This window comes from Acetobacter farinalis (assembly GCF_011516935.1).
Lineage (GTDB): Bacteria > Pseudomonadota > Alphaproteobacteria > Acetobacterales > Acetobacteraceae > Acetobacter > Acetobacter farinalis.
The window spans coordinates 28,039-49,448 of sequence record NZ_WOTF01000018.1; the positions used below are offsets into that span (position 1 = coordinate 28,039).

The following is a 21,410-nucleotide window of genomic DNA, read 5'->3' on the forward strand; positions in this document are numbered from 1 at the left end:
GGGGGACAGGTCTGGCGGAACTTTCGCCCATCTTCCCGCCAAAGGCGAGGGGGTGGGGGCGCTTTCTCCATCACCTTCCTGAGAGATGAGGCGTATTGTGCGCCGCAGCGCTTCCGCGCCGGGAACTTTTGCGTGGGTCAAGATTTGAAACCACATCGTCTCTCTGTGGCAGCCTTTTCTGCCCTTCTGTAACAGTGGGGACGGAAGAAGAATGAAGGACGGTTTTTATGCAGCGCTGCCTTGTTATTCTCAACCAGCCCGATCAGGCGGAGGTCCTGCTCTCTCTGGCGGCTTCTCTCGTCAAGCGGACGGGTGGAGACCGGATTGATGTACTGGCAGCGCGTGAACCGCCGGAAAACGCGGCTGGCTCCGTGGGGCTGACAGATGAGAGCATTTTTGTCATGCGTCAGGACCAGCGGGACTGGGCCGCCAGCCTGCATGCCACGTTTCATACCTGGCTGGAGAAGGAATATGGCTCCCCCGCCGAGCGTCTTTCGGCCGTGGAAGTGAACTGGCTGGATCCGGAAATTGCCGTGGAACGGATTATCAACGGATATGGTCGGGATGCCGGGTTGATCATCATGGGCTTTCCTGACCCGCGGGATAGTGACCAGAAGCAGCGTGCTCTCCGTTCTGCCATTTTTGAGACAGGCCGCCCCGTCCTGCTGGTTCCTCCCTTCTGGGACCGCCCCTGCGGGCAGCGTGTGCTGATGGCATGGCGCAATGCCCCCTGCGCCCGCCGGGCCTTTGCCTCTGCACGTATTTTTCTGCCGCAGGCGGAGAAGGTAACGGTGCTGACTGCGGAGGGCGATGTTTTTCCGGCGGATCTTCTGCCGGGAGTAACGTTTGACACACAGTCTCTCCCCTACCGGCACGGGGCCGATGCCGTGGCGCAGCAGGTGCTGGATACTGTGCGGGAAGAGCAGGCGGACCTGCTGGTCATGGGCGGGTACCAGCATGGCATGCTGTATAACCGCATCATGGGCAGCGTGACGGATTATGTGCTCAAGCGTCCCGATATTCCGGTCCTGTTGCAGCATTAGAGGCCGTTTGAAACAGTTTGTTAACAAACCTCGCGGAAAAGCGCGCGGTGCCGTGTAGGAGAGAGCGCTCCTTTTTGCTAAAGCGGGCCGATGGATATGCCCTTTTCCCGCCCGGCCCTGCGCCACTGGCCACGCTGGCACGTTGCGCTGCTGGTGCTGCTGCCGGTTCTTGTTCATCTGCCGGAACTGGTGGGCCCTGCCTTGTTCGGGCAGATGACGTCCGACCCGCTTTCCGTGCTCTCCGTGGCCACCACCACCCGGCGGGACTGGCTGGAAGGCGGCCTGCTGCCCGGCCTGCCCGGATGGATAGATGGCTGTGCCGGGGTGATTGTTCAGGCTCTGGGGCATCTTGTGGCCTCAGACTGGCGGCAGGGTGTGCTGCCATGGTGGAACCCCTATAGCGGCGTGGGCATGCCGCTGGCGGGTGAGTATCAGCCCGCTGCATTTTTCCTGCCGTTTGTTCTGTTGCTTGGCTTTCCCGGTGGGGTGCTGCTGCTGAAAATTGCGTTGCAGACCGTGGCGGGGTTGGCCATGTACGCCTTCCTGCGGGCGCTGCATCTGGACAGGCGGGCCGTGCTGGTGGGCGCGCTGCTGTATGCCTTTAATGGCACCTATGCCTGGGCTTCTGATGGCCCCAGCCAACCACTGGCGTTTTTGCCACTGGTGCTGTTCGGGATCGAGCGCGCCAGAACCCATACTGGCGCAGGCGGGTGGGGCTGGCTGACGGTGGGGCTGGCCTACCTCCTGCTTTCGGGTTTCCCGGAAACAGCATTTTTGGTGGGCACGCTCGCGCTGTGCTGGGCCGTTTTGCGGCTGGTGCAGCAGCCTGTTCCGGCGCGTGTGCCGTATGCGCTGCGCATCATGGCGGGTGGATGTGCGGCCCTGCTTCTGGCCGCGCCGCAGCTTGTGGCCTTTGCGGATTTTCTGCGGGAAGCATGGGTCGGCCCGCATGCGGGTGTGCTGGATGCCGCACTCCCTCGGGCAAGCTGGGTCATGGCGCTTTTCCCTTATATCAACGGGCTGTTTTTTTATGGCGGTGCCGGACAGTTCGGAGCGTGGTGGGCCATGGGGGGCTATGTCGGGCTGGTGGTGCCCTGGCTGGCGCTTGTGGCGCTGGCAGGCAAGCGCGAACGGGCCGCACGGTTTATGCTCGCGGGCTATGTTCTGGTGTGCATGGGCAAGCAGGCCAACTTGCCGGTAATAACCGGACTGGTGGACCTGCTGCCCGGTGTGGGTCGCACCATTTTCTACCGGCTGTGTTTTCCGGCCGAACAGGCGGCTCTTCTCCTGCTGGCGGTGTTCGCGCTGGATGACCTGTTCAGTCTGCCTGCGTCATTCTCTTCCATGCAGAGACGAATGGTTTTCAGGCAGCCGGTCCTGTGCGCCAGTGTTGCGCTGGGTGTGGTGGCGTTTGGCGCGTGGCGCCTGAATGCGCCCACGCGGGCTGCCCTTGCGGGGTATGCGCATGGTCCTGTTCCAACATGGGGGTATGAAGCCGCGTCTCTCCTGCTGGGGTGCGGAGCTGTGGCGCTGTGTGCGGCAGGGATGCTCGGCGTGGGCCGCTGGCAGTCCGCGCGAGCACGCGTGGCGCTGGTGTGCAGTGGCGTACTGGGGGAGGCGCTTGTCTTGTTCTGTGTGCCGCTGCTGTGCGTACGTGCGCCACTGCCACGCAATACCGCCTTGCTGGAAACAGTGCAGCGAGAACTGGGTTTGCAGCGTTTTGTTACCATGGGGGTGATCGCGCCCAACTATGGCGCGTATTTTCGTCTGCCGTCCCTGAATCATAATGGTGTGCCCATGCCGAGCGCGTGGATTGAGCGCATGCGCCGTGATTTCGGGCCGGAGGTGGACCCGGTGACATTTGATGGCATTACGCCAAACCGCCCGGATGGCCAGTTTTTTCTGGCGGAAACCTTGACGAAAAAACCACAGATTTTTGAAAAACTGGGTGTTGCTCTGGCGCTGGTGCCGCATGGGTTTTCTATGACCGGGAGCGAGGCGCTTCCTCCTGAACAGAAGCTGAAACTGCTCTATTCCGACCAGACCGCCGATGTATACCGCCTGCCGCATGCGGCCCCGTATTTTGAGGCGGGCCCCGGCTGCACCGTGCGGGCGGAGAGCCAGACGGTGGCGCATACAGTGTGCGCTGCACCGTCTTTCCTGATCCGGCGTGAACTGATGATGTCCGGCTGGACCGCGCGTGTGGAGGCCGTGCAGACACAGACCGTGGTGCCTGCGTTTGATGAAGCCCTGTTTGAGCGCATTCCCCTGCCAGCGGGACCGGCGGATATCCGTTTCAGTTTCACGCCGCCGTTCATGGCCTGGGGATGGGCCGGATTTCTGCTTGGATTGCTGATGCTGGGTGCGGGCTTTGTGGGCGGCAGGCCGATGCGGGGTGGGGTGGTGGCCCTAAGGAGATCTGGGGGCGCTTCAGAATAAAGGAGATGCTGTGCTGCGTGTCCAAAGAGTATGGGCCGGAGGGTGTGATACGCATCCGGCCCGGATTTTGTTTAGGCCGCGTGTCTGGACGCCCTGTGGGTGAGCATCCGCCCGGCAAATAGAATTCCGGGAAGAACCAGAAAATAGATTGCCAGAATCAGACCGAAGAACAGGGAAACCCATTTCAAGGTAAAGTTCGTGCCGAGAGGTGGTGTGTGACCGGGGAGAATAAGGGTCTGTTCACCCGGTGTGGCGCTGTGTGCATCCACAGTCTGGCAGACCTCTCCTTCGCAGACACGGAACGTGCCGTAGTCAGGGCCGGTTGAATAGCCAAGTGCCGCGTCCTGATAGGGCAGGGAGAGTGTCATGGTGAAGGGGGCGTCGGTCCCGCGGGAGAGGTATCCGTTGTCCTTGGCCTCCCAGCCCGGAGCCTGAACATGGCCTTCAAAGGCATCTGTCCAGCTTTTATCAATATCCTCTCTCAGATACTGGATACCGGTCTGGCTTCCGGCCTGGGGAATAATGCGAAATGTGCGCACATCCTGCGGGTAGGAAAACAGGCGCGTAGTGAAAACGAGCGCCAGTGCCACAGACACCAGCCCGCGAATAAAGGGCGGGACAGCATTTTTACGGAAGTTGAGGAAGGCTGCCCCCCGCAGGAAGCTCACAACAGAACTGGCGACCACGTAAACAGCCCCGAGTTCGGCGGCCAGCAGGCCCCACAGGTAATAGCGGTATTCCGTTGCCACATTCATCGGCAGGAAGGTGAGCAGATAGATTATGCCTGAAACCATAAGGGCGCAGAACACGCGGTCATACGGGTCCAGCCGGGGGCGGGTGGCAAAACAGGCCACCAGCCCGACGCAGGAGAGGAGAAGGCCTACGTAAGGCTTGCCCAGAGCGAGATTGAACCACGATTCAATATAGCTTTTATGCAGGGCATGCAGGGTGCTGTGCCACGGTTCCTGATCTTGCCAGGGGATTTTGAGACCCGGCATATCCCAGTTGAACAGCATGGTCGGGCGAGTGGGGTCAAACAGTGCGACCCTGTATGTGGCCAGAGATGAGACGAAAAATCCGAACGGGTGTGATACAACGGTTTTCAGCCAGGCATGCCCAAGAGCCTGGCGGGTTGCATCATTCTGGTTTGCCGCACGGGCTATGAAGCCGCAGTGCCCCCAGAAGGAATCATTGTCCCATGCACGGGCCTTGTCACAGCTATGAATGATCTGGTGTGTTTGTTCGGGGCTCCATGAGCCCGGAAAAACATTGCTCTGTGTATAATATGATAACTGTTGCAGATGTTTGATCTGGAGCGAGATGATGGGATGGCTGTGGTAGGGCCTGAAAAACAGGTTAAGGACCGGGCCGGCCAGCACAATGCCACACAGCGCGCAGCCAAAAACCAGAAGACGCCCACGGCCTGACACAGCATAACGCCCGAACAGACCGGCATTGACTACCAAAAGAGGCAGAATGGCGAAAATGGCGTTGCTGCGCACAAGCACCGTGGCTGTCAGACACAGGAAGGATGCAAGCACATAACGGAGCCTGAAGCGTTCCTTTTCAGCCTGTGCGGCCAGCAGGGAAAAAACAAACGCGGCCAGAAAGAAGACATTCATGGTTGTGTCAATAACAACCGTGCCCGTCATGTTCATCTGGCCGGGCATCAGGGGTACCAGCAGGAACAGCCCGGCGGCCCATCCGAGTTTCCGGCGCATCAGAAGGGCTATGGCCAGACAGCCCGCCCACAGCCCGCCAATATTGAAAATGGTGAGGCATTCGGGGCCGGGGAGGATTTTTGTGAAAATGCCCCATAACCACCTGTAAAAAGGTGAATGCCAGTCACTGTAGGTATGGTTCTGGATTTCTTCCAGAATAAGCTTGGAATCTGAATACAGATAACCGGGGAAGCTTGTATTGATATTCAGTATGGCCCCCACAAAGGCCAGACAGGAAAAGATGATACCTGCTCTGGCATCAGCTGTTTGTGAGAGGCGGCGTTCCATTTTCAGTGTCCGGAGACCGGGGCTGGCTGGGTGGCACGGGCTTCCTCCGGCATGCAGGGCGGTGCAGGCAGGGCGAGATAGGCAAGGCGTTTGGCTTCCCGCCGGCCCAGAGCGACACTGTCCAGAATCAGGCCACAGGCTATGGACAGGGCGGCAAGTATCACCAGCCCGGAGGAGAGGACAGCGGTGGGCAGGCGCGGCACCAGCCCGGTCCGCAGGAAGTCCAGCACGACAGGGATGCCCAAGCCGATCCCGCACAGGAGAGTAACCGCCCCGATGATGCTGAAGAACATCAGGGGCCGTTCCTGCTTGACCAGATTGATGATCATCCGCAGGATCCGGAAGCCGTCACTATAGGTTTTCAGCTTTGAGGTGGAGCCGGGCGGCCTTTCCACATAGCGGGTTGGCAGTTCACCAATGGGCATGGCCTGTTCCAGCGCATGCACGGTGAATTCCGTTTCTGTTTCAAACCCGGAGGAGAGAGCCGGGAAGGATTTCACAAACCGCCGGGAAAAAACCCGGTAGCCCGAAAGCATGTCAGACAGTCTGCGGCCAAACACACTGGTGACGAGGCCTGTCAGAACCCGGTTGCCCAGAACATGGCCGCGGCGGTAGGCATCCACGCGGTCTGTCACCCGTGCGCCATTGACCATATCCAGCCGGTTTTCACGGGCCAGTTGCAGCATGGCAGGGGCTGCGGCGGCCTCGTAAGTCGCGTCACCATCAACAAGGATATAGAAATCGGCATCAATATCCGAGAACATGCGTCGGATGACGTAGCCTTTACCCTGAAGCGATTCAGAGCGCACAATCGCCCCGGCGGCGCGCGCACGCGCTACGGTCTGGTCTGTCGAATTATTGTCATACACATAAATGGGTGTATCAGGCAGAGCTGCGCGAAAATCCTGCACAACGGAGGTAATGGCCACTTCCTCATTGTAGCAGGGGATCAGGACAACAACTTTGGGTTCGGTCTGGTCTGGTCTGGAGAAAGTGTTCACATTGGCTCCGTTTTGTCTTGCCTGTTAAAATACGTTTTTGACTGTTTCGGGTTGAACCGTTCTGCCCGGAATGTGCGGGTATGCTCACGCATCCGGTGCATAAAAAGGGAACATCATGAGAGGTGGGGGCGGCTTGAGATGGTATCCTGTGTCTGGAAGGTGGAGGGAGCGTTATGCCGGAGAAAGCTCTCCACATGAAAGCGTGGGCGCTTTTTGCTTTCCAGATAAATCTTGCCGATATATTCGCCGATGATACCCAGAGAGAGCATCTGTACACCGCCCATGAAAAAGATAGACAGAATAATGGAGGACCACCCTTCCACGGTGTTTCCGGTAAACGTCATCACCAGCACATAAACGGTGGCGGCCAGTGAGAGACCGCAGATGCACAGCCCCAGTGCGGCAATCAGCCGCAGGGGGGTGATGGTCATGGAGGTAATGCCTTCCATGGCCAGGGCCAGCATTTTACGAAGCGGGTATTTGGACTCTCCGGCCATGCGCACGCCCCGGGCGTATCGTACTTCCGTAGACGGGAAACCAACCAGCGGCACAAGGCCGCGGATATAGGCATTACGTTCCGTATATGTGAGCAGGGCCGCCAGCGCGCGGCGGCTGAGCAGGCGGAAGTCTGCATGGTTGATCACCTGCCGGACCCCCATGCAGGCCATCAGGCTGTAAAACCCTTCAGCGGAGGTGCGTTTGAACCATGTATCTGTCTGGCGGCATTCACGTACGCCATACACAACATCGTAACCAGCCCGGTAGGCCTCCACCATGCGTCGGATGGCGGTGGTGTCGTCCTGAAGGTCCGCATCAATACTGACAATGGCATCGGCCTGCCCATCCGCCGCGGCCAGACCAGCCAGCAGGGCGGATTGATGGCCTTCATTGCGGGAGAGCTTGAGCCCCTGCACACAGGCATGTTCAGAGCAGGCGGCGCTGATCTGCTCCCATGTGGTGTCCCGGCTGCCATCATCAACAAACAGGAGGAAACTGTCCGCGCGGATCATCTGCTCCTGCGCCATGCTGTCCAGCAGGCTCAGCAGTTCCCGAAGGCAATAAGAAAAGACGTCTTCCTCATTGTAACACGGCACCACAATGGCAAGCCGGGGAATGGGGAGAGGGAACGCTGGCATCAGAATGGCTTTCAGAACACATTTGTAAAAAATTGCTCATGTTGCTCCGATACCATTTCCATTCGGCCAGCGCGACTCTTGCAGAAGCGTATTATAAGGGAGGGCGCTCATTCGTTTTTTTGAGATGCGCGATACGCTCTTCAGCTTTTCAGGACTTTCCGCGCAAACCACACACAGGCTGCGCTGAACGCGATAAGCCCCAGAATTGGGGAGGCTCCGGCCGGTAGCCACGGGGCAAGAGAGAGGCTGTCATCCCGCCCCAGCGCACCGGAGAGCACGGCCAGAGCAACACCTGTCAGGCTTTCTCCCACAATGAAGCCGGAGGCGAGCATGGTGCCTGTGCTGGCATCGTGCTCAGTCACGGCTTCCGGCAGGCGGTCAGGGTCGCCAAACCCGCCGGTTGTGCTGTTTCTGCTGCGCAATTTCCGGTTGAGAGCCCAGCCCAGAACAGCCCCTACCGCCAGTGTCACGCTGACAGAGGCGGGCAGGTAAATGCCGATGGCAACGCCCAGAGGGGGTAAGGCGAGCTGGCGGCGGCGGAGCAGCAGGTCCACCCCGATCAGCGCGGCCCCGAGCCCCAGCCCGAAGGAGAGCATGGTCCAGTCCAGCGACTGTGTGAAAATCCCCTTGGCGATCAGGGAGATCAGCGCGGGTTGCGGCGCGGCCAGAGCATGCGTGGGGTCCATGCCGGGGCGCGGCATGGGGGAGCCGGCAAAGCCGTAAGCCTGATACAGCAGGTTGAGCACCGGCGGAATAACGGCCGCGCCCACCACACATCCGGCAATCAGCGCGATCTCCTGCTTCCAGGGAGAAGCCCCCACAAGCTGTCCCGTTTTCAGATCCTGAAGGTTGTCATTGGCAATGGCGACGGTGGCGGTAATGGCTGAAAGCAGCAGGATGGTGAAGGCGGTGGCCAGTGTCTGCCCGTCCGCCATCATTTCCGCTGGCATCAGGCCTAGCGTCTCCAGGCCCAGAATCATCAGCGCGCAGAGGACTGCGGCAATAATGATAATGCCGGAAATGGGGGAGGAGGAGGAACCGACAATGCCCGCCATGTAGCCGCAGGCGGCGGCCATGACAAAGCCGAACACCAGACAGAAGAGCACTGCCGCACACACGGCAGGCCAGATCCCATGCGCCATCGGGGCCAGAAAGGCCGCAAACAGGCCGCCCAGCAGCACTACGGTCACGCCCAGCAGCGCGATCATGGCGCGGGGTGAGAGATCACGCTCGTGGTCTGGCGGCAGCGTGCCGCGGTGGGCGCGGAAGGCACTGTTCAGGCCGCGCAACACCGGGCCCATCAGCTCAACCAGGGTCCAGAGGGAAGAAATGGCAATGGCCCCGGCTCCGATAAACCGCACCTTGTGCAGCCAGATGGCCGTGGCGAAGGCCCCGGCATCCAGATGCTCCGGGTTGGGCATGAGGGCTGTCAGCCACGGCACGCCTACACCCCACGCCAGCACGCAGCCCACCAGCATGGCCAGCCCGCCGCTCAGCCCGACCAGATAACCCGCGCCAAGAAGAGCCAGGGAAAGCCCGCCGGAAAACCGGAAAACCGCAGCACCAGCGGCACCGGTCACGCTGACGGTATCGGCCAGAAGTTGCAGGCCACTGCTGGCAAAGGAGAACAGGGCCGCCACAAGGCTGCCGCCCACAAGCGCGGAGAGGCTCTTGCTGGTGCCGTGCTCACCTCCGGCCCGGAGGATTTCCGCCGCGGCGACGCCTTCCGGGTAGGGCAGGGCGCTTTCTGTCACCAGAGCGCGGCGCAGCGGGATGGTGAACAGCACGCCCGCAATCCCCCCGGCCAGAGAGATGCCCGCTGTCTGCCAGAACGGAAAGCTGTGCCAGAAGCCGGTCATGACCAGGCCGGGGAAGGTGGCAAACACGCAGGAGAGCGTGCCTGCTGCCGAGGCCTGACTTTGCACCATATTGTTTTCAAGCAGGCTGCTGCGGCCCAGCGCCCGTAGAACGGCCATGGAAATGACCGCCGCCGGAATGGAGGAGGCGAAGGTCAGCCCGATCCGCAGCCCCAGATACACATTGGACGCTGTAAAGACGACGGTAATCAAGGCTCCCAGAATCAGCCCGCGAACCGTGAGTTCACGTACGGAGGGGGTTTGCAGGGGGGAGGAAGCAGTCATAGCCGGAGCCTCGCAGCAGTATCAGACATCATGGACATTTCGATACGCTGCCTGATGCGGCTTGTCTCCCCTGAAATGAAACGCGGGAGGAACGAAGCCGGATCCGGTGTGGGGATCCCTGATGGTCCGGCAGTCTGCTGAACCATCAGGGGAGGGGGTCAGAACGTCAGTTCCAGATTGCTCTGCACGTACGCACCCGAGGATGCGCCGGATTTGATCATGGCGCGGGAGGCGAAAATATATTCGCCATCAATGCTCAGGGTCACATGCCGGGTGGCGCGCCAGGTGAAGCTGGCCTGCGGCATGGTGGCCGTATAGCCCCCATGGGGGCGGAAGCTGTAGGCCGCCGTGGGGTTGGCATAAATGGCGTCATGCGTGCTGTTGCGCCAGATGACCGGCACCTTCAGCAGGAGGCTGGTGTTGTGGGTGGTGGCAATGGTGGCCAGAGGGCCGACGTCAATCAGGTTCGAGTTTCCGATATAGGTGCTCATATCCAGATAGTAGGCGCTGGGCACGAAGGGGGAGAGAAAGTTGCCCCAGCTGCTGGTCTGGCTTTTCCGGGTATCCCCGCCGGAAATGGCATCCGCCTGAAGCCCGATGGCCGGGTGCCCCCACCATTTGGCAAAACGCCAGGAAACAGTCGCATTGAAGGAATAGGCCGAAACCGGGCGTGTCGGGCCGTTTTTGGCTGCCCGGAATTCACCACCCTGCCACATGCCGCCCAGTGAGAATTCAATTGGCCCGGCATTGCCCCACACGCGCATGCCCGGCGTATCACGGTGCGTGGACCCTGCGATGGTGCCGGTGCTGGAAGCAATGGGATTACTGGCCAGAATGTAGCCCAGATAAAATGTGTCTACAAAAATCTGGCTGTTTTTTTCCAGAAACTTGAAGTTTGGCACGGCGTAGGAGGTATAGGCGCCAAACAGGCGTGTTCTCCAGCCCACCTGATCATGAAAGGCGGTGGTGGGGGCATTGTTGGTCAGGGAGAGATCAAACAGGTCCACACGGAAGCGCTTCCAGAAGGCGTAACCGCGAACGCCGTTCCAGGAATAGGGAACGTTCGGGTAAACACTGCCGGCGGTCACATAGGGCGGGGCGTCCAGAAAGGACATGCGGCCGACCATGGCCCCCATGGTGGCCCCCAGCAGATGGCCTTTTACTTCCAGAAACGCCTGCTGGGCGTCCAGCTTGCTACGCCAGCGGCCCCCGGCATAGCCATAGTAATTCATACCTCCAGCCTGGGCGCTCATCAGTTCACCATACAGACGCACATGCTCGCCCAGATGCAGGTCGGCCCCGGCATTCCAGCGCAGGCCGGAGCGGTAGGAGGGGTCTTTTTTGATGGTGCCGAAGCCTGCCCGCTGGTCATAAAACCCGTGATGGCGGAAGTTGCCGCTCAGCGTCAGGTAAACTGAGCCGCTGTCATTGAAGGGGATGTATTTCAGCGGGTCTGCCCAGTCGATCCGGTTGCTCTTGTTGCGCAGGTTCGACCAGTCTTCCGCCCAGCGGGAGACGGCATAATACCCCACTGTGCCAAAACCTGCCGCCGCCCCGGTATTGGCGTTGAACACGCCCCACGGCCCCTGATGCATGAGGGAGGGAGGCAGGGGCTTCAGTTCCAGCGACTGCGGCTGACCGTAGGCTTCCGGTCGGCTGGTCAGCGGGGGCAGCAGCATATTGTCCCAGAAACCACCGCGAGCCGGGGGCTGCGTGGGTGTGTTTGCCGGTGTGGTCTGTGCGGTGGGGGCCACACGGGCGGGGGGCGTGCCAGCCGCTGCGGCATCCGTGTTGGTGCGCACGACAGACTGCACCACCTGCGCTGTCCTGTCCTGCGCGCGGGCCGTGTGGGAGGCGAGAAGCACAAAAGCCAGCGGGGCTGTGCCCAGAAACAGGGTGAGCCACACGGGCCGGATGCCGCTGCCGTAGCTCAGGCCAGTGGAGATATGCAGCAGGGAGCGGGATGACTCCGGGCGTGCGCGGGCTACGCCTGCGCTGCGGGCAAACAGTGTGTTCATGACGGGAGACTCTGCAAAAGGAGTGGTCCGGTTGGCGGCCATCAGGGCGCCCGATGCCTACATGTGTGGCGCGACAGACTTGCGGCGCCGTAGCCTTGGCGTGGGCCTTCGGGCTGTATCAGAACCGATGCAGGGGACTGCGGGCAGACGGAAGATGGTAGCCGCGCGTGGGCAGCAGAGCATCAGCATGGTGGCACGACCTTGTTTGCGTCATGGCTGGGCCCGGAGATGTATTCCGGAAGCCCGCCATGCTTTTTTTGTTTTTCTGACGTGCACTATGGGTATGGCTTAATGGACAATGTGTCATCTCGCGTTTGCGTGTAACACGAAATGTTCAAGTGCAGGCTCAGCCTGCTTCTGGCAAACCACCCAGCCGCGTAAGACAGGCGCGTGCGCGGATGATGAGATGAATCTCATGCACATGGGCCACAGCCTTGCGGGCCTTGCTCTGCCAGATGCGCGGCATGCCCCGGGGGGAGCAGACGGCGCGGGCACCAAACAGCGGGCCATCGCTCTGGTCCATGGCGGAAAGAACGGCTGCGGGATGCGTGGGCAGCGCCCGGCGCATGGCCGCACGCAAGGAAAGGGCTGTGGCCGTATCAGCCTCGGGCATCAGGGCGGGCAGAACGGTGGCGGCTTCCGGCTGCCCGGTTGCCAGAACCTGCCGGACATCTGACCACCTGCGGCTTTTGGTCAGGGTCAGGGCGGTCTGTTCCGGGCCATCACTTTCCAGCATGCGCAGCAGATGTGTGGAGGACTGGCGGCTGGAGAGCTGGCTGGCCGCTGTCTGGATACCCGCCTGTTCCGGTTTTTCGGCGGATGCTGCCGTCGGGCTTTGCGCGGGGGGCGCCGCCTGCGGGAGGGTAAGGGCCTGAGCGAAGGCGCCGCTGCTCAGCATCGGGCGGATGGCGGACTGTCCCGGCGTGGTGTCTTGCGTGGGTGTGTGGGCGTCCACCGTTTGCACGCTCGGGGTTGAGGGGGGAGCCCCGGCCTTCAGCACGGTGCCAGACGCTGCTCTCAGGGACGGGGGTGGTGTGTCGGAAAAGGTGGACAGGCTGAGGCTGCCTGCCACCAGAGCGGAAAGGATTACAAAGCGGGGGATACGCATCGGGGCTGTCTCCTTTCCATTCAAATGTGATGACTGGATTTAACGTGACGGTTTGAAAAATAATGAGTGGGCCGGGCGCGCGGAACGCGGAGGGAAAAGGCGTTGGACCGGGGCGCTTCTGAAGGCATGAGGCAGGCAGAAAATGGCGCGGTGAAGGCACGGGCACGGAAAGGTTGCGGCGAGGCCGGGCTGTGTCCTATAGCGGGCTTCTTATTTCTACCCCTTGAGGATATTTCCCCCCATGAGCGGCACTTCTCCTTCTCCCTCTGAAATTACCCGTTTGCAGACGGCCCTGCGCCGTATTCTTGGTGCAAAGGGACTGTCCGTAAATCCGCCGCCGCGTGCCGGGATGTCAGTTGAACTTGCTGTGGATGGTGAAGTGATTGGCACGATTCATCGTGATGATGATGAAGGTGAAGTCTCCTACTCCATCAACATCATTCTTCTGGAAGAAGACCTGCCCGCGGAAAAATAAGCCGCAGGCAAACAGCTAAAAGCCCGGCGCGGGCGGCTGGGCCACGTGTCGGGCTGGTGGCCGGTCAGGCAGGCCACGGGCCGGACAGGTATGGCCCGCCAGCCCGTGGCCTTGCGCCGGGGCGCGCTATTCAGATGTTCGCTCTGTGGCGCGTCAGGCGTTGGAGGGGGAGGCAGAGGCCTGCATGACAGGCGCACGCCGGGTGGGAAATTCCACTCTGGTGACTTTCCAGCGCCAGTTCTGAATCCGCATTTCAATTTTCAGCGGCGTATCCTGCTCGTGGCCGGGCAGGGGAATATCCGCTTCAAACTGGTCAATCCGGGTAAACCGGACGGACGCCTTTTCCGCCAGCTTGGCAAAAGAGGGCGTGGCCTGATTGGCCGGAAGGGTGGACGGAAGAGCCTGATCAACCAGCGTGCCGAGATTGGCCTGCGTGACCCTGAAATCCACCGCGTTGGAAACAGCCGTGGTGGCGAAAGATGAGCCGAAATCAGGCAGATCATCCGAAACCTGATTCAGGTGCAGGCTGGAGAGCGTCTGGTGCTTGATGGAGGAATCCAGTTCGGACCAGTTAATGAGGTGCCCCAGCGCCGCCATATCGTGCGACCGAAGAGAGGAGCCGATGGTCCAGAGCGTGACAAAAGGAGATGCCAGATAGAGGCCGAGTGCCGCTGCTGAGGCCCCGACACACACTCTGCGCGCGGTCTGCTGTCTGCTCAGACTGGCACCCCGGGCCGATTGCCCGGTTGATGTGAGGGACGTCATAGGATCACTCCTCGTATGCTAAATTTACGGTTTACGTATAGCAGACGCATGGCACCCATGCATAGTTTCATGAACATCATTTCATCTTATTGCAAAAACGTTAGGTCCTCTGCCCGGCTCTCAATGCTGAAAAAGCAGAGCGCGCGGAAACCGCCGGTGTGGCATGAAGGGGCCGGTTCAGGGGGCCGGTGAGGCCGCCCGCTTCAGGGACTCGTAACCCGCAGAGGCTCTCTGGAAGGCCCTCTGCCCGCAGCAACAAGGGCGCTTAGATGGCGTTTGATTTTACGGAAGCCGAAATTCAGCGCTATTCGCGCCATATTCTTCTGCCCGAGGTTGGCGGCACGGGGCAGGCTGCCCTGAAGGCGGCCTCCGTACTGGTGGTGGGGGCCGGAGGGCTGGGGTCACCCGCCGCGCTTTATCTGGCCGCAGCCGGTGTCGGACGCATCGGGCTGGTGGATGATGACACGGTGGAACTCTCCAACCTGCAACGCCAGATCCTGCACACCACGCAGGCCGTGGGCAGCCCGAAGGTGGAGTCGGCCCGTGCCCGGCTGGAAGCCCTGAACCCGGAGGTCACGCTGGAAACATGGCCGCTGCGCCTGAGCGCGGACACGGTGGATGATCTGGTCCGGCGGTATGATGTGGTGTGTGATGGCTGCGATAATTTCGAAACCCGGTATCTGGTGTCCGCCGCCTGCGTGCGGGCGGGGCGGCCACTGGTGTCCGCCGCTGTGCAGCGGTTTGAAGGGCAGCTTTCCACTTTTCACCCGGCGCGCGGCGGCCCGTGTTATCACTGCCTGTATCCGCCGACCGATGGCGTGGCACAGGGGCTGAGTTGCGGGGAGGCCGGGGTGTTTGGGGCTGTCACGGGTGTCATGGGCACGCTTCAGGCAACAGAGGCGCTCAAGGAGATTCTGGGGCTCGGGACATCGCTGGCCGGTCGGCTGCTGATGTGGGATGCTCTGGCCACACGCTTTACAACCATCACCCTGCAACGGGACCCCGCCTGTCCCGTCTGTGGGGATCTGGAACGGGAGAGTTCTCATGGCTGAGTTTTCTGCGGCCCCGGCTGGTCTGCCCGCGGGTCTTTCTTCCGGTGTTGCGTCAGGGGATGGCGTGTTTGCGGGGAGTTCCGCTGTAGCCGGGGCTTCCACGCCGTCCGGGCGGAGCGGGCTTTCAGCCGGGCTGGGGGCTTCTGCCTTTCCGCAGTGTGATCTGGCGCTGGTGCTGGTGGAAGCCCGGTATGAGCGTATTCATGCCGCTTTCATGTTGGCCGCCACGGCCTGCGCACTGGGCCAGTCCGTGCTGCTGTTTGGCATGGGGGCCGGGGTAGCGGCCTTCTGCACGCAGTGGGATGGGCTGGAAGACAAGCAGCGGGAAGACTGGCGCACGGCGGCTGGTGTGGCGGGGCTGGAGGAGCTGCGCATGGCGCTGGTGGAGATGGATGCCACGCTGATGGTGTGCGACTCCGGTCTGAAGACCATGGGGGTCTCTGCCGATGCGCTGGAACGGAGTGTTGCGGTTGTGGGCCTTCCTGCGTTTCTGGACAAGGCAGGTGCAGCCCGTGTGGCTGTTTTCTAAAAAGCGCTTGCCCCGGCGTTTCTCTCTTGGCAGGGATGCAGGCATGATGTTCACATTGCCCCTGACTTTCCGGTTCCGACTGCTGTCCTGCCTGGCAGGATGCGCGGTCGCTCTGTCTGGCGCGGCTGCAGCAGAAAAGAAGCCTGCCGCGCACAAGCACCATGCACACCATGCCAAGGCTGAGCACGCCGCCAGCAAGAAAAAGGCAGCGGAAAAAGCCGCTGCCAAAGCTGCTGCCAGGAAGGCTGCTCTGGCCGAGGGCAAGGGGGCGCATCACAGCCATCAGGAGAGCGCCGCCAAGGCGCGCCATACGGCGCACGCCTCTGGAAAACATAAGGCTGCAACGGCTGCTGCCGGAGTGGCTGCGGGTGCCGCCGCAGGCGCTGCCGGTGCCGCTGGTGCCACCGTGCCGGACCAGACAGCCCAGCCGCCAGCCCCTGCCACACCGCCCGAGCCCCCCAAAGGCACGGTAACAGGCCTGCCGCTGCCGCGTTATGCCGCCTTGCGGTCTGATGAAGTGAACATGCGCGCCGGACCGGGCCGCCGCTTCCCCATTCTGTGGGTGTACCACCGCCGTGGCATGCCGATGCGGATTGAACGCGAATTTGATGTCTGGCGTCTGGTGGAAGATCAGACAGGCCAGAAAGGCTGGATCCAGCAGGCGACACTGGCTGGCGGGCGTGACTTCCTCGTGCCGGGCGAACCGCCGGGGGATGAAACGCCGCTGGAGGTCAAAACCGATAAAAACGGCAATAAAATCCAGCCCACCGGCCATATGGACACCCGCGTGGTGGAGACTGTGCCAACCGTGGAGGATGCGAAGAGCGTGCCCGGTGCGGTTGTCATGCGTGCATCCGCCAGCAATGATGCCCCTGCTGTTGCCATTTTGAAACCCGGCGCGGTTGGATCGGTTAAGGAATGTGCTGCCGGGTCTGACTGGTGCAAGGTTTCAGTCAAGAATTACACTGGCTGGGTCTCTCGCCGTGCAATCTGGGGTGTGGACGCGGAGGAAGCGATCAACCCCTCCTGAACGCCCACGGCGCTCATTATGGAGAAGGATGGTCAATGCCTACTACCACACACGCACTTATCTGCCGGACCAAGATTGTCGCAACGCTTGGCCCGGCTTCAAGCGATTATGAAACAATCCGCGATCTGGCTCTGGCGGGAGCGGATGTGTTTCGCTTCAACTTCTCCCACGGCACGCATGAGGACCACGCTGCCCGCCACGCCATAGTCCGGCGGGTAGAGGCTGAGCTGGGTAAGCCCATAGGCATTCTGGCCGACATGCAGGGGCCGAAACTGCGCGTGGGCGTTTTTGCGGACGGCAAGGTGACGCTGAAGCCCGGCGCGGAGTTCCGTTTTGACCTCTCCGAGGTACCGGGGGATGAAACCCGCGTCTGCCTGCCACACCCGGAAATTATTGCCGTGGCCAAACCCGGCAGCCGCCTGCTGATGGATGATGGCAAGCTGGCCGTGATCGTGCAGAAGGTGGGGCCGGACTGGCTGGAAACCCTTGTGGATGTGGGGGGCGTGCTCTCCAACCATAAGGGCGTGAACGTGCCGGATGTGGCGCTGCCCATTCCCGCCCTGACGGAAAAGGACCATCGGGATCTGGCATTCGCACTGAAGATGGGTGTGGATTATATCGCCCTCTCCTTCGTGCAGCGGCCCGAGGATGTGAGCGAGGCCCGCGCCCTGATTGGTGAACGCGCAAATCTCATGGTCAAGCTGGAAAAACCGCAGGCCATGGAGAATCTGGAAGCCATTCTGGAACTGACAGATGCGGTGATGGTCGCCCGTGGAGATCTGGGCGTGGAACTGCCGCCCGAAAACGTGCCGCTGGCGCAGAAGCGCATTATCCGCCTTGCCCGCCGCCTGGGGAAACCGGTGGTGGTGGCCACGCAGATGCTCGAAAGCATGATTTCTTCCCCCACGCCTACGCGGGCCGAAGCTTCGGATGTGGCAACGGCGGTGTTTGAGGGGACGGATGCTGTCATGCTCTCCGCCGAGTCTGCCGCCGGGCAGTACCCGCGTGAGGCCGTGCGGATCATGAACCGGATTATCTGGAGCATCGAGCAGGATGCCGAATGGCAGAGCACGATGGCGCGGATGCGTCTTGCCCCGGAAGACTACGTGGCGGATGCGATTGCCGGGGCCGCGCAGCAGGTGGCGGATACGCTGAAAGCCCCCGCCATTGTGGCCTATACCCACCGTGGGACCACGGCGTTCCGCATTGCGCGGGAACGGCCTTCCTGCCTTATTCTGGGCATTACCCCCACGCATGAGGCCGGGCGACGCATGGCGCTGGTCTGGGGGGTGTGGGCCTTTGTCAATGAGGACCAGCAGGTGATGAATGTGGAAGATATGGTGGTGTCTGCTCTGGAGGTGGTGCGCCGTGCCAGAATAGGCAGTTCCGGTAATTCCATTGTGATTGCCGCGGGCATTCCGTTCGGGGTGAGCGGTTCGACCAACACCCTGAGAGTTGCCCGTATTCCCTGAGGAGATTCCCTCTCTGCGGCCCGGTGTCTGGACATGGTGCCGGATGAATGACAGTGGAGAAGAATACGGCATGCGGCACCTGCAAACGGTGCCGCTGAGCAGTCAGGAGGCAGACACGATGGCTATGGAAAAACGCCACAGGAGTATGCAGCGCCGCACGGTTCTGCAGGGACTTGCCTCTGTGTCTGCCGGTGTGTCTGCCGGTGTTTCGGCCAGTATGTCCGCACTCGCAGTGTCTCCTGCAGCGCGGGCGGCGGACCACACCGCAGAGCCGCCACCCGAAACCGCTCGCCCTGCCGATGTCACCACCACGCCCCCGCGCCAGTGGGGGCCATCCGCCCCGCCAGCCTATGCGCCGGACCCTGATGTGATTGTGATTGATCGCACCTTTCGGGACCTGCTGTTCAGCGCGGCCACGCTCCACCGGGTGTGGGACAAGGGCACATGGCTGGAAGGACCGGCGTGGTCGGCTGAAGGCCGGTATCTGCTGCTGAGTGACACGGTGACCAGCCGCCAGTACCGCTATCTGTGGGAAACGGGTGAGGTTACGGTGTTTCGCCCGGAATCCTACCATTCCAATGGCAATACATTTGACTATCAGGGGCGCCAGATTTCCTGCGAGCACTTTCTCCGGCGGGTAATCCGCTGGGAGCATGATGGCTCCGTGCGTGTGATGGCGGATCGGTATGAAGGGCATGCCCTCAACTCCCCCAATGATGTGGTGGCCCACCCCGATGGGAGCGTCTGGTTTACCGACCCCGGCTATGGCGATGGCTTTACCGAAGGCCATGCGGACGAACCGGGCGGGGATGCCAACCCGGACGGGCGTATCCGCTGGCGGATCGGGGAAGAACTGATCGGGGAGATTGGTGGCCTCAAGCGGCAGCAGGACCATACGTTTCGGATTGATCCTTCCGGCCGGATTGAATGCGTGCTCACGCAGGAGAGGCTGCCCAACCCCAATGGCCTATGCTTTTCACCGGACCATTCCCGGCTCTATGTCATTTCCACCGGCAAGCAGGCAGGCGGGTATGGGCATGATGGGGATCAGGCCGTGCATGTGTTTGATGTGCAGAAGGATAACACGCTCTCCAACGCGCGCCTGTTGACCAATATGCATTTTGAGGGCGTGCAGATGGGGCCGGACGGTATGAAGGCCGATATTTTCGGCAATCTCTGGTGCGGCGTGAGTGGCCCGCTGGGGCTGTGCGGTGTGTTCGTGTTCAATCCTGAAGGGCAGCTTATCGGGCGCATCCGGCTGCCGCACGGGGTTTCAAACCTCACTTTTGGCGGCCCCAAGCGGAACTGGCTGTTCATGTGTGCTGGCGAATCACTCTACCGCCTTCAGGTGAACACACAGGGTGCCGGCCCGGCCTGACCGAATTTCAGGCCCTTTTCTTCAGGAAAACCGGGAGCAGGGTGAACAGCCCGCAGGCCAGCGCCACAAAGCAGGGTAGCCCACTGGCCGGGGAAAGCTCGAGCGCGGTGCCTGCCATGCCCGGCCCCACAAAGCTGCCAAGCCCCCACGCCACGGACGTTGCGGCGTAAACTGAGACAAGGTCTCCCCCCGAAAACCGGCTGCCCACCACGGACATGGCCACGGTATAAAGTGCTGCAAACAGGCCATCCCACACAAACAGCAGGGGATATGCCACGGCGGTGTTCCCGATGGCGGCAGGCCAGAGCAAGGCCCCAAGAGTGGAGGCCAAGCCAAGGCCGATAAGCATGGCGCGCGGGTTTTTCAGGCGGTCCGCCAGCCAGCCCAGCGGCGTTTGCAACACAATGGCCCCGAGCAGCATGACGGAGAGCAGCAGCATGGCCTGTCGTTCCGTCCACCCGCTGTGCAGGGCATAAAGTGGCAGAAAGGCAGAGCTGGTGGCCTCCAGCATGGCCATGAGCAGCGTAACGCTGATGGCCACGGGGGCGAGCGCGATATAGCGCAGCAGGCCTCTGTGAGCGGGCCGTTCGGCTTTTGGGGCGCGCATCCACGGCATACTGACCATGCCGAAAACCACCAGAACAAGCAGGGTGCTGATGGCGAACGGGGCCAGACCATGCCGCCCGACCAGCGTGAGCACCACAGGGCCAATGGCAAAGCCGGAGGAAAGCATGGCGCTGTAGAGCCCCATGGTGCGGGTCCGGTTGCTATCATCCGTGCTCTGGTTCAGCCAGCTTTCAGACATGATGAGCATGGTCTCCGTTGCCATGCCCAGAACAAGCCGCAGCGGAAACCAGACCCAGACCGAGGGCACCAGCGGAAAAAGCACCAGAATAACCGCCGTGCTGGCCAGTGCACACAACAGGAGTCTTTTCTGCCCCACCCATGCGGAAAGGCGGGGCAGGAAAGGCGCGATACCCAGCACGCCCACGCCGTGCATCATGGCCAGAGCCGCAATGACATGGGCACCGTATCCTTTGTCTGCCAGAGCAAAGGTCAGCAGCGGGGTGCTCAGCCCATAGGTCAAACCGAAAATCATCCCCACAGCCACCAGTGAGAGCACCGGCAGACGGAGGGAGCGGGGAGAGGCGGAAGAAGCAGTAAGGGGCAAGGTCTGGCCAGATGCTGTTGAACGGAACGGCGGCGCACCCCGCTGGGGAATGCGGGGGCAGCCTATCAGAGTTTTGGAAAATTTTCGTCTTTGCGTCTGTGCAGGCCAAAAGCAGTTCAGCGGGTTGTCCTGTGAGTGCTCCAGTGGGCGTGGCGGAGCATAATCAGACCCATCTGGCTTATAACCTGCGGCGGGCAAGTAAGCAGGGTCTTGTTGTAAGTAATCCATCAATCGGCCTGCAAACCGCATGCAGAAGAGTGGCGAGGGTTCGACGCGGTATTTGTCTGACTCATGTCTTAATAGTGTGACGAAGATATTTTCGGTCCGGTTAAAGTTGGGGCGGAGGGCTCGGAGCGTGCATCTTTCGGGCGTATGTGGTAGTATTACCAATGAAAACGAGACAGCTCAGGTTAAGGTCTGGTCGCTTGTTGGCCCGTGTCTGCTTGCGGGTATACGTCGTTTCTTTAGGATGGTCATGTTATGACAGTCACAGCTGCGGGAAGATCGTGTTCTGACTTTCTGCTTCATCGATCTACAGCGTGTCGTCAGTTAAGCAGTATGATGATTGAGGCGAACTGCACCGCAGCGAGGAAGGTTGATTTAAGCTTGTCGTAGCGGGTTGCGATCGCGCGGAACTGTTTGA

General features: G+C 61.2%; 16 protein-coding genes and 1 pseudogene. 8 read left to right on the top strand and 9 right to left on the bottom strand.

The genetic code is table 11. The annotated features are described in order from the left end of the window. The first annotated feature begins 227 nt into the window (after window positions 1-227). Both GOB82_RS10990 and GOB82_RS10995 read left to right on the top strand, forming a co-directional pair. Window positions 228-1,043, top strand: coding sequence for a universal stress protein (locus GOB82_RS10990; RefSeq protein ID WP_166123016.1), 816 nt, complete (start codon window positions 228-230; stop codon window positions 1,041-1,043). A 90-nt stretch (window positions 1,044-1,133) separates the two neighbouring features. Continuing rightward, window positions 1,134-3,482: a YfhO family protein gene (locus GOB82_RS10995; protein ID WP_166123018.1), complete on the top strand. Its 2,349-nt coding sequence runs from the start codon at window positions 1,134-1,136 to the stop codon at window positions 3,480-3,482. Window positions 3,483-3,553: 71 nt separating this feature from the next. On the opposite strand, the gene GOB82_RS11000 is transcribed toward GOB82_RS10995, so the two are convergent. From GOB82_RS11000 to GOB82_RS11025, 6 genes are all read right to left on the bottom strand, one after another. Continuing rightward, window positions 3,554-5,491 carry a glycosyltransferase family 39 protein gene (locus tag GOB82_RS11000; RefSeq protein WP_166123020.1) on the bottom strand — a complete coding sequence of 646 codons (1,938 nt, stop codon included), beginning with the start codon at window positions 5,489-5,491 and terminating at the stop codon, window positions 3,554-3,556. 2 nt (window positions 5,492-5,493) lie between these two features. After that, complete coding sequence (locus tag GOB82_RS11005) at window positions 5,494-6,492, bottom strand: glycosyltransferase (protein WP_166123022.1); 999 nt, start codon at window positions 6,490-6,492, stop codon at window positions 5,494-5,496. A 113-nt stretch (window positions 6,493-6,605) separates the two neighbouring features. Beyond that, window positions 6,606-7,628: a glycosyltransferase family 2 protein gene (locus GOB82_RS11010; protein WP_166123024.1), complete on the bottom strand. Its 1,023-nt coding sequence runs from the start codon at window positions 7,626-7,628 to the stop codon at window positions 6,606-6,608. 140 nt (window positions 7,629-7,768) lie between these two features. After that, window positions 7,769-9,769 (bottom strand): OPT family oligopeptide transporter, encoded by a 2,001-nt coding sequence (locus GOB82_RS11015; RefSeq protein ID WP_166123026.1) that lies wholly within the window; start codon window positions 9,767-9,769, stop codon window positions 7,769-7,771. A 158-nt stretch (window positions 9,770-9,927) separates the two neighbouring features. Further along, window positions 9,928-11,787 (bottom strand): alginate export family protein, encoded by a 1,860-nt coding sequence (locus tag GOB82_RS11020; protein ID WP_166123028.1) that lies wholly within the window; start codon window positions 11,785-11,787, stop codon window positions 9,928-9,930. A 346-nt stretch (window positions 11,788-12,133) separates the two neighbouring features. Next, the gene (locus GOB82_RS11025) at window positions 12,134-12,895 is read right to left on the bottom strand and encodes a hypothetical protein (protein ID WP_166123030.1); all 762 of its coding nucleotides are present in this window, start codon (window positions 12,893-12,895) and stop codon (window positions 12,134-12,136) included. Between the two features lie 241 nt (window positions 12,896-13,136). Here GOB82_RS11025 and GOB82_RS11030 point away from each other — a divergent pair, with 241 nt between their 5' ends. Beyond that, complete coding sequence (locus tag GOB82_RS11030; RefSeq protein ID WP_166123032.1) at window positions 13,137-13,370, top strand: DUF3126 family protein; 234 nt, start codon at window positions 13,137-13,139, stop codon at window positions 13,368-13,370. 153 nt (window positions 13,371-13,523) lie between these two features. Here GOB82_RS11030 and GOB82_RS11035 read toward each other — a convergent pair whose 3' ends face one another. Further along, window positions 13,524-14,135: a DUF2939 domain-containing protein gene (locus GOB82_RS11035; RefSeq protein ID WP_166123034.1), complete on the bottom strand. Its 612-nt coding sequence runs from the start codon at window positions 14,133-14,135 to the stop codon at window positions 13,524-13,526. Between the two features lie 269 nt (window positions 14,136-14,404). Here GOB82_RS11035 and GOB82_RS11040 point away from each other — a divergent pair, with 269 nt between their 5' ends. From GOB82_RS11040 to GOB82_RS11060, 5 genes are all read left to right on the top strand, one after another. Continuing rightward, window positions 14,405-15,187: a HesA/MoeB/ThiF family protein gene (locus tag GOB82_RS11040; RefSeq protein WP_166123035.1), complete on the top strand. Its 783-nt coding sequence runs from the start codon at window positions 14,405-14,407 to the stop codon at window positions 15,185-15,187. After that, window positions 15,180-15,716 carry a DsrE family protein gene (locus GOB82_RS11045; protein WP_166123037.1) on the top strand — a complete coding sequence of 179 codons (537 nt, stop codon included), beginning with the start codon at window positions 15,180-15,182 and terminating at the stop codon, window positions 15,714-15,716. The genes GOB82_RS11040 and GOB82_RS11045 overlap by 8 nt, the downstream gene beginning before the upstream one ends. A 43-nt stretch (window positions 15,717-15,759) precedes the next feature. Continuing rightward, window positions 15,760-16,746, top strand: coding sequence for an SH3 domain-containing protein (locus tag GOB82_RS11050; RefSeq protein WP_166123039.1), 987 nt, complete (start codon window positions 15,760-15,762; stop codon window positions 16,744-16,746). A gap of 35 nt (window positions 16,747-16,781) precedes the next feature. Continuing rightward, the gene (gene pyk / locus GOB82_RS11055) at window positions 16,782-18,218 is read left to right on the top strand and encodes a pyruvate kinase (protein WP_166123041.1); all 1,437 of its coding nucleotides are present in this window, start codon (window positions 16,782-16,784) and stop codon (window positions 18,216-18,218) included. A gap of 145 nt (window positions 18,219-18,363) precedes the next feature. After that, entirely contained in the window at window positions 18,364-19,596 is a 1,233-nt protein-coding gene (locus GOB82_RS11060) for an SMP-30/gluconolactonase/LRE family protein (RefSeq protein ID WP_166123050.1), read from the top strand. A gap of 7 nt (window positions 19,597-19,603) precedes the next feature. On the opposite strand, the gene GOB82_RS11065 is transcribed toward GOB82_RS11060, so the two are convergent. Then, window positions 19,604-20,767, bottom strand: coding sequence for an MFS transporter (locus tag GOB82_RS11065; protein ID WP_242007364.1), 1,164 nt, complete (start codon window positions 20,765-20,767; stop codon window positions 19,604-19,606). A 545-nt stretch (window positions 20,768-21,312) separates the two neighbouring features. Next, window positions 21,313-21,410, bottom strand: a pseudogene (locus tag GOB82_RS11070) (IS5/IS1182 family transposase); the annotation flags it as partial.

What these genes read in the sequence shown, in the direction of transcription:
- GOB82_RS11045 (WP_166123037.1), top strand. Translation starts at nt 15,180, where the DNA reads ATGGCTGAGTTTTCTGCGGCCCCGGCTGGTCTGCCCGCGGGTCTTTCT.
- GOB82_RS11000 (WP_166123020.1), bottom strand. Translation starts at nt 5,491, where the DNA reads ATGGAACGCCGCCTCTCACAAACAGCTGATGCCAGAGCAGGTATCATC.
- GOB82_RS11020 (WP_166123028.1), bottom strand. Translation starts at nt 11,787, where the DNA reads ATGAACACACTGTTTGCCCGCAGCGCAGGCGTAGCCCGCGCACGCCCG.
- GOB82_RS11040 (WP_166123035.1), top strand. Translation starts at nt 14,405, where the DNA reads ATGGCGTTTGATTTTACGGAAGCCGAAATTCAGCGCTATTCGCGCCAT.
- pyk (WP_166123041.1), top strand. Translation starts at nt 16,782, where the DNA reads ATGCCTACTACCACACACGCACTTATCTGCCGGACCAAGATTGTCGCA.
- GOB82_RS11060 (WP_166123050.1), top strand. Translation starts at nt 18,364, where the DNA reads ATGCAGCGCCGCACGGTTCTGCAGGGACTTGCCTCTGTGTCTGCCGGT.
- GOB82_RS11015 (WP_166123026.1), bottom strand. Translation starts at nt 9,769, where the DNA reads ATGACTGCTTCCTCCCCCCTGCAAACCCCCTCCGTACGTGAACTCACG.
- GOB82_RS10990 (WP_166123016.1), top strand. Translation starts at nt 228, where the DNA reads ATGCAGCGCTGCCTTGTTATTCTCAACCAGCCCGATCAGGCGGAGGTC.
- GOB82_RS11050 (WP_166123039.1), top strand. Translation starts at nt 15,760, where the DNA reads ATGATGTTCACATTGCCCCTGACTTTCCGGTTCCGACTGCTGTCCTGC.
- GOB82_RS11035 (WP_166123034.1), bottom strand. Translation starts at nt 14,135, where the DNA reads ATGACGTCCCTCACATCAACCGGGCAATCGGCCCGGGGTGCCAGTCTG.
- GOB82_RS11030 (WP_166123032.1), top strand. Translation starts at nt 13,137, where the DNA reads ATGAGCGGCACTTCTCCTTCTCCCTCTGAAATTACCCGTTTGCAGACG.
- GOB82_RS10995 (WP_166123018.1), top strand. Translation starts at nt 1,134, where the DNA reads ATGGATATGCCCTTTTCCCGCCCGGCCCTGCGCCACTGGCCACGCTGG.
- GOB82_RS11025 (WP_166123030.1), bottom strand. Translation starts at nt 12,895, where the DNA reads ATGCGTATCCCCCGCTTTGTAATCCTTTCCGCTCTGGTGGCAGGCAGC.
- GOB82_RS11010 (WP_166123024.1), bottom strand. Translation starts at nt 7,628, where the DNA reads ATGCCAGCGTTCCCTCTCCCCATTCCCCGGCTTGCCATTGTGGTGCCG.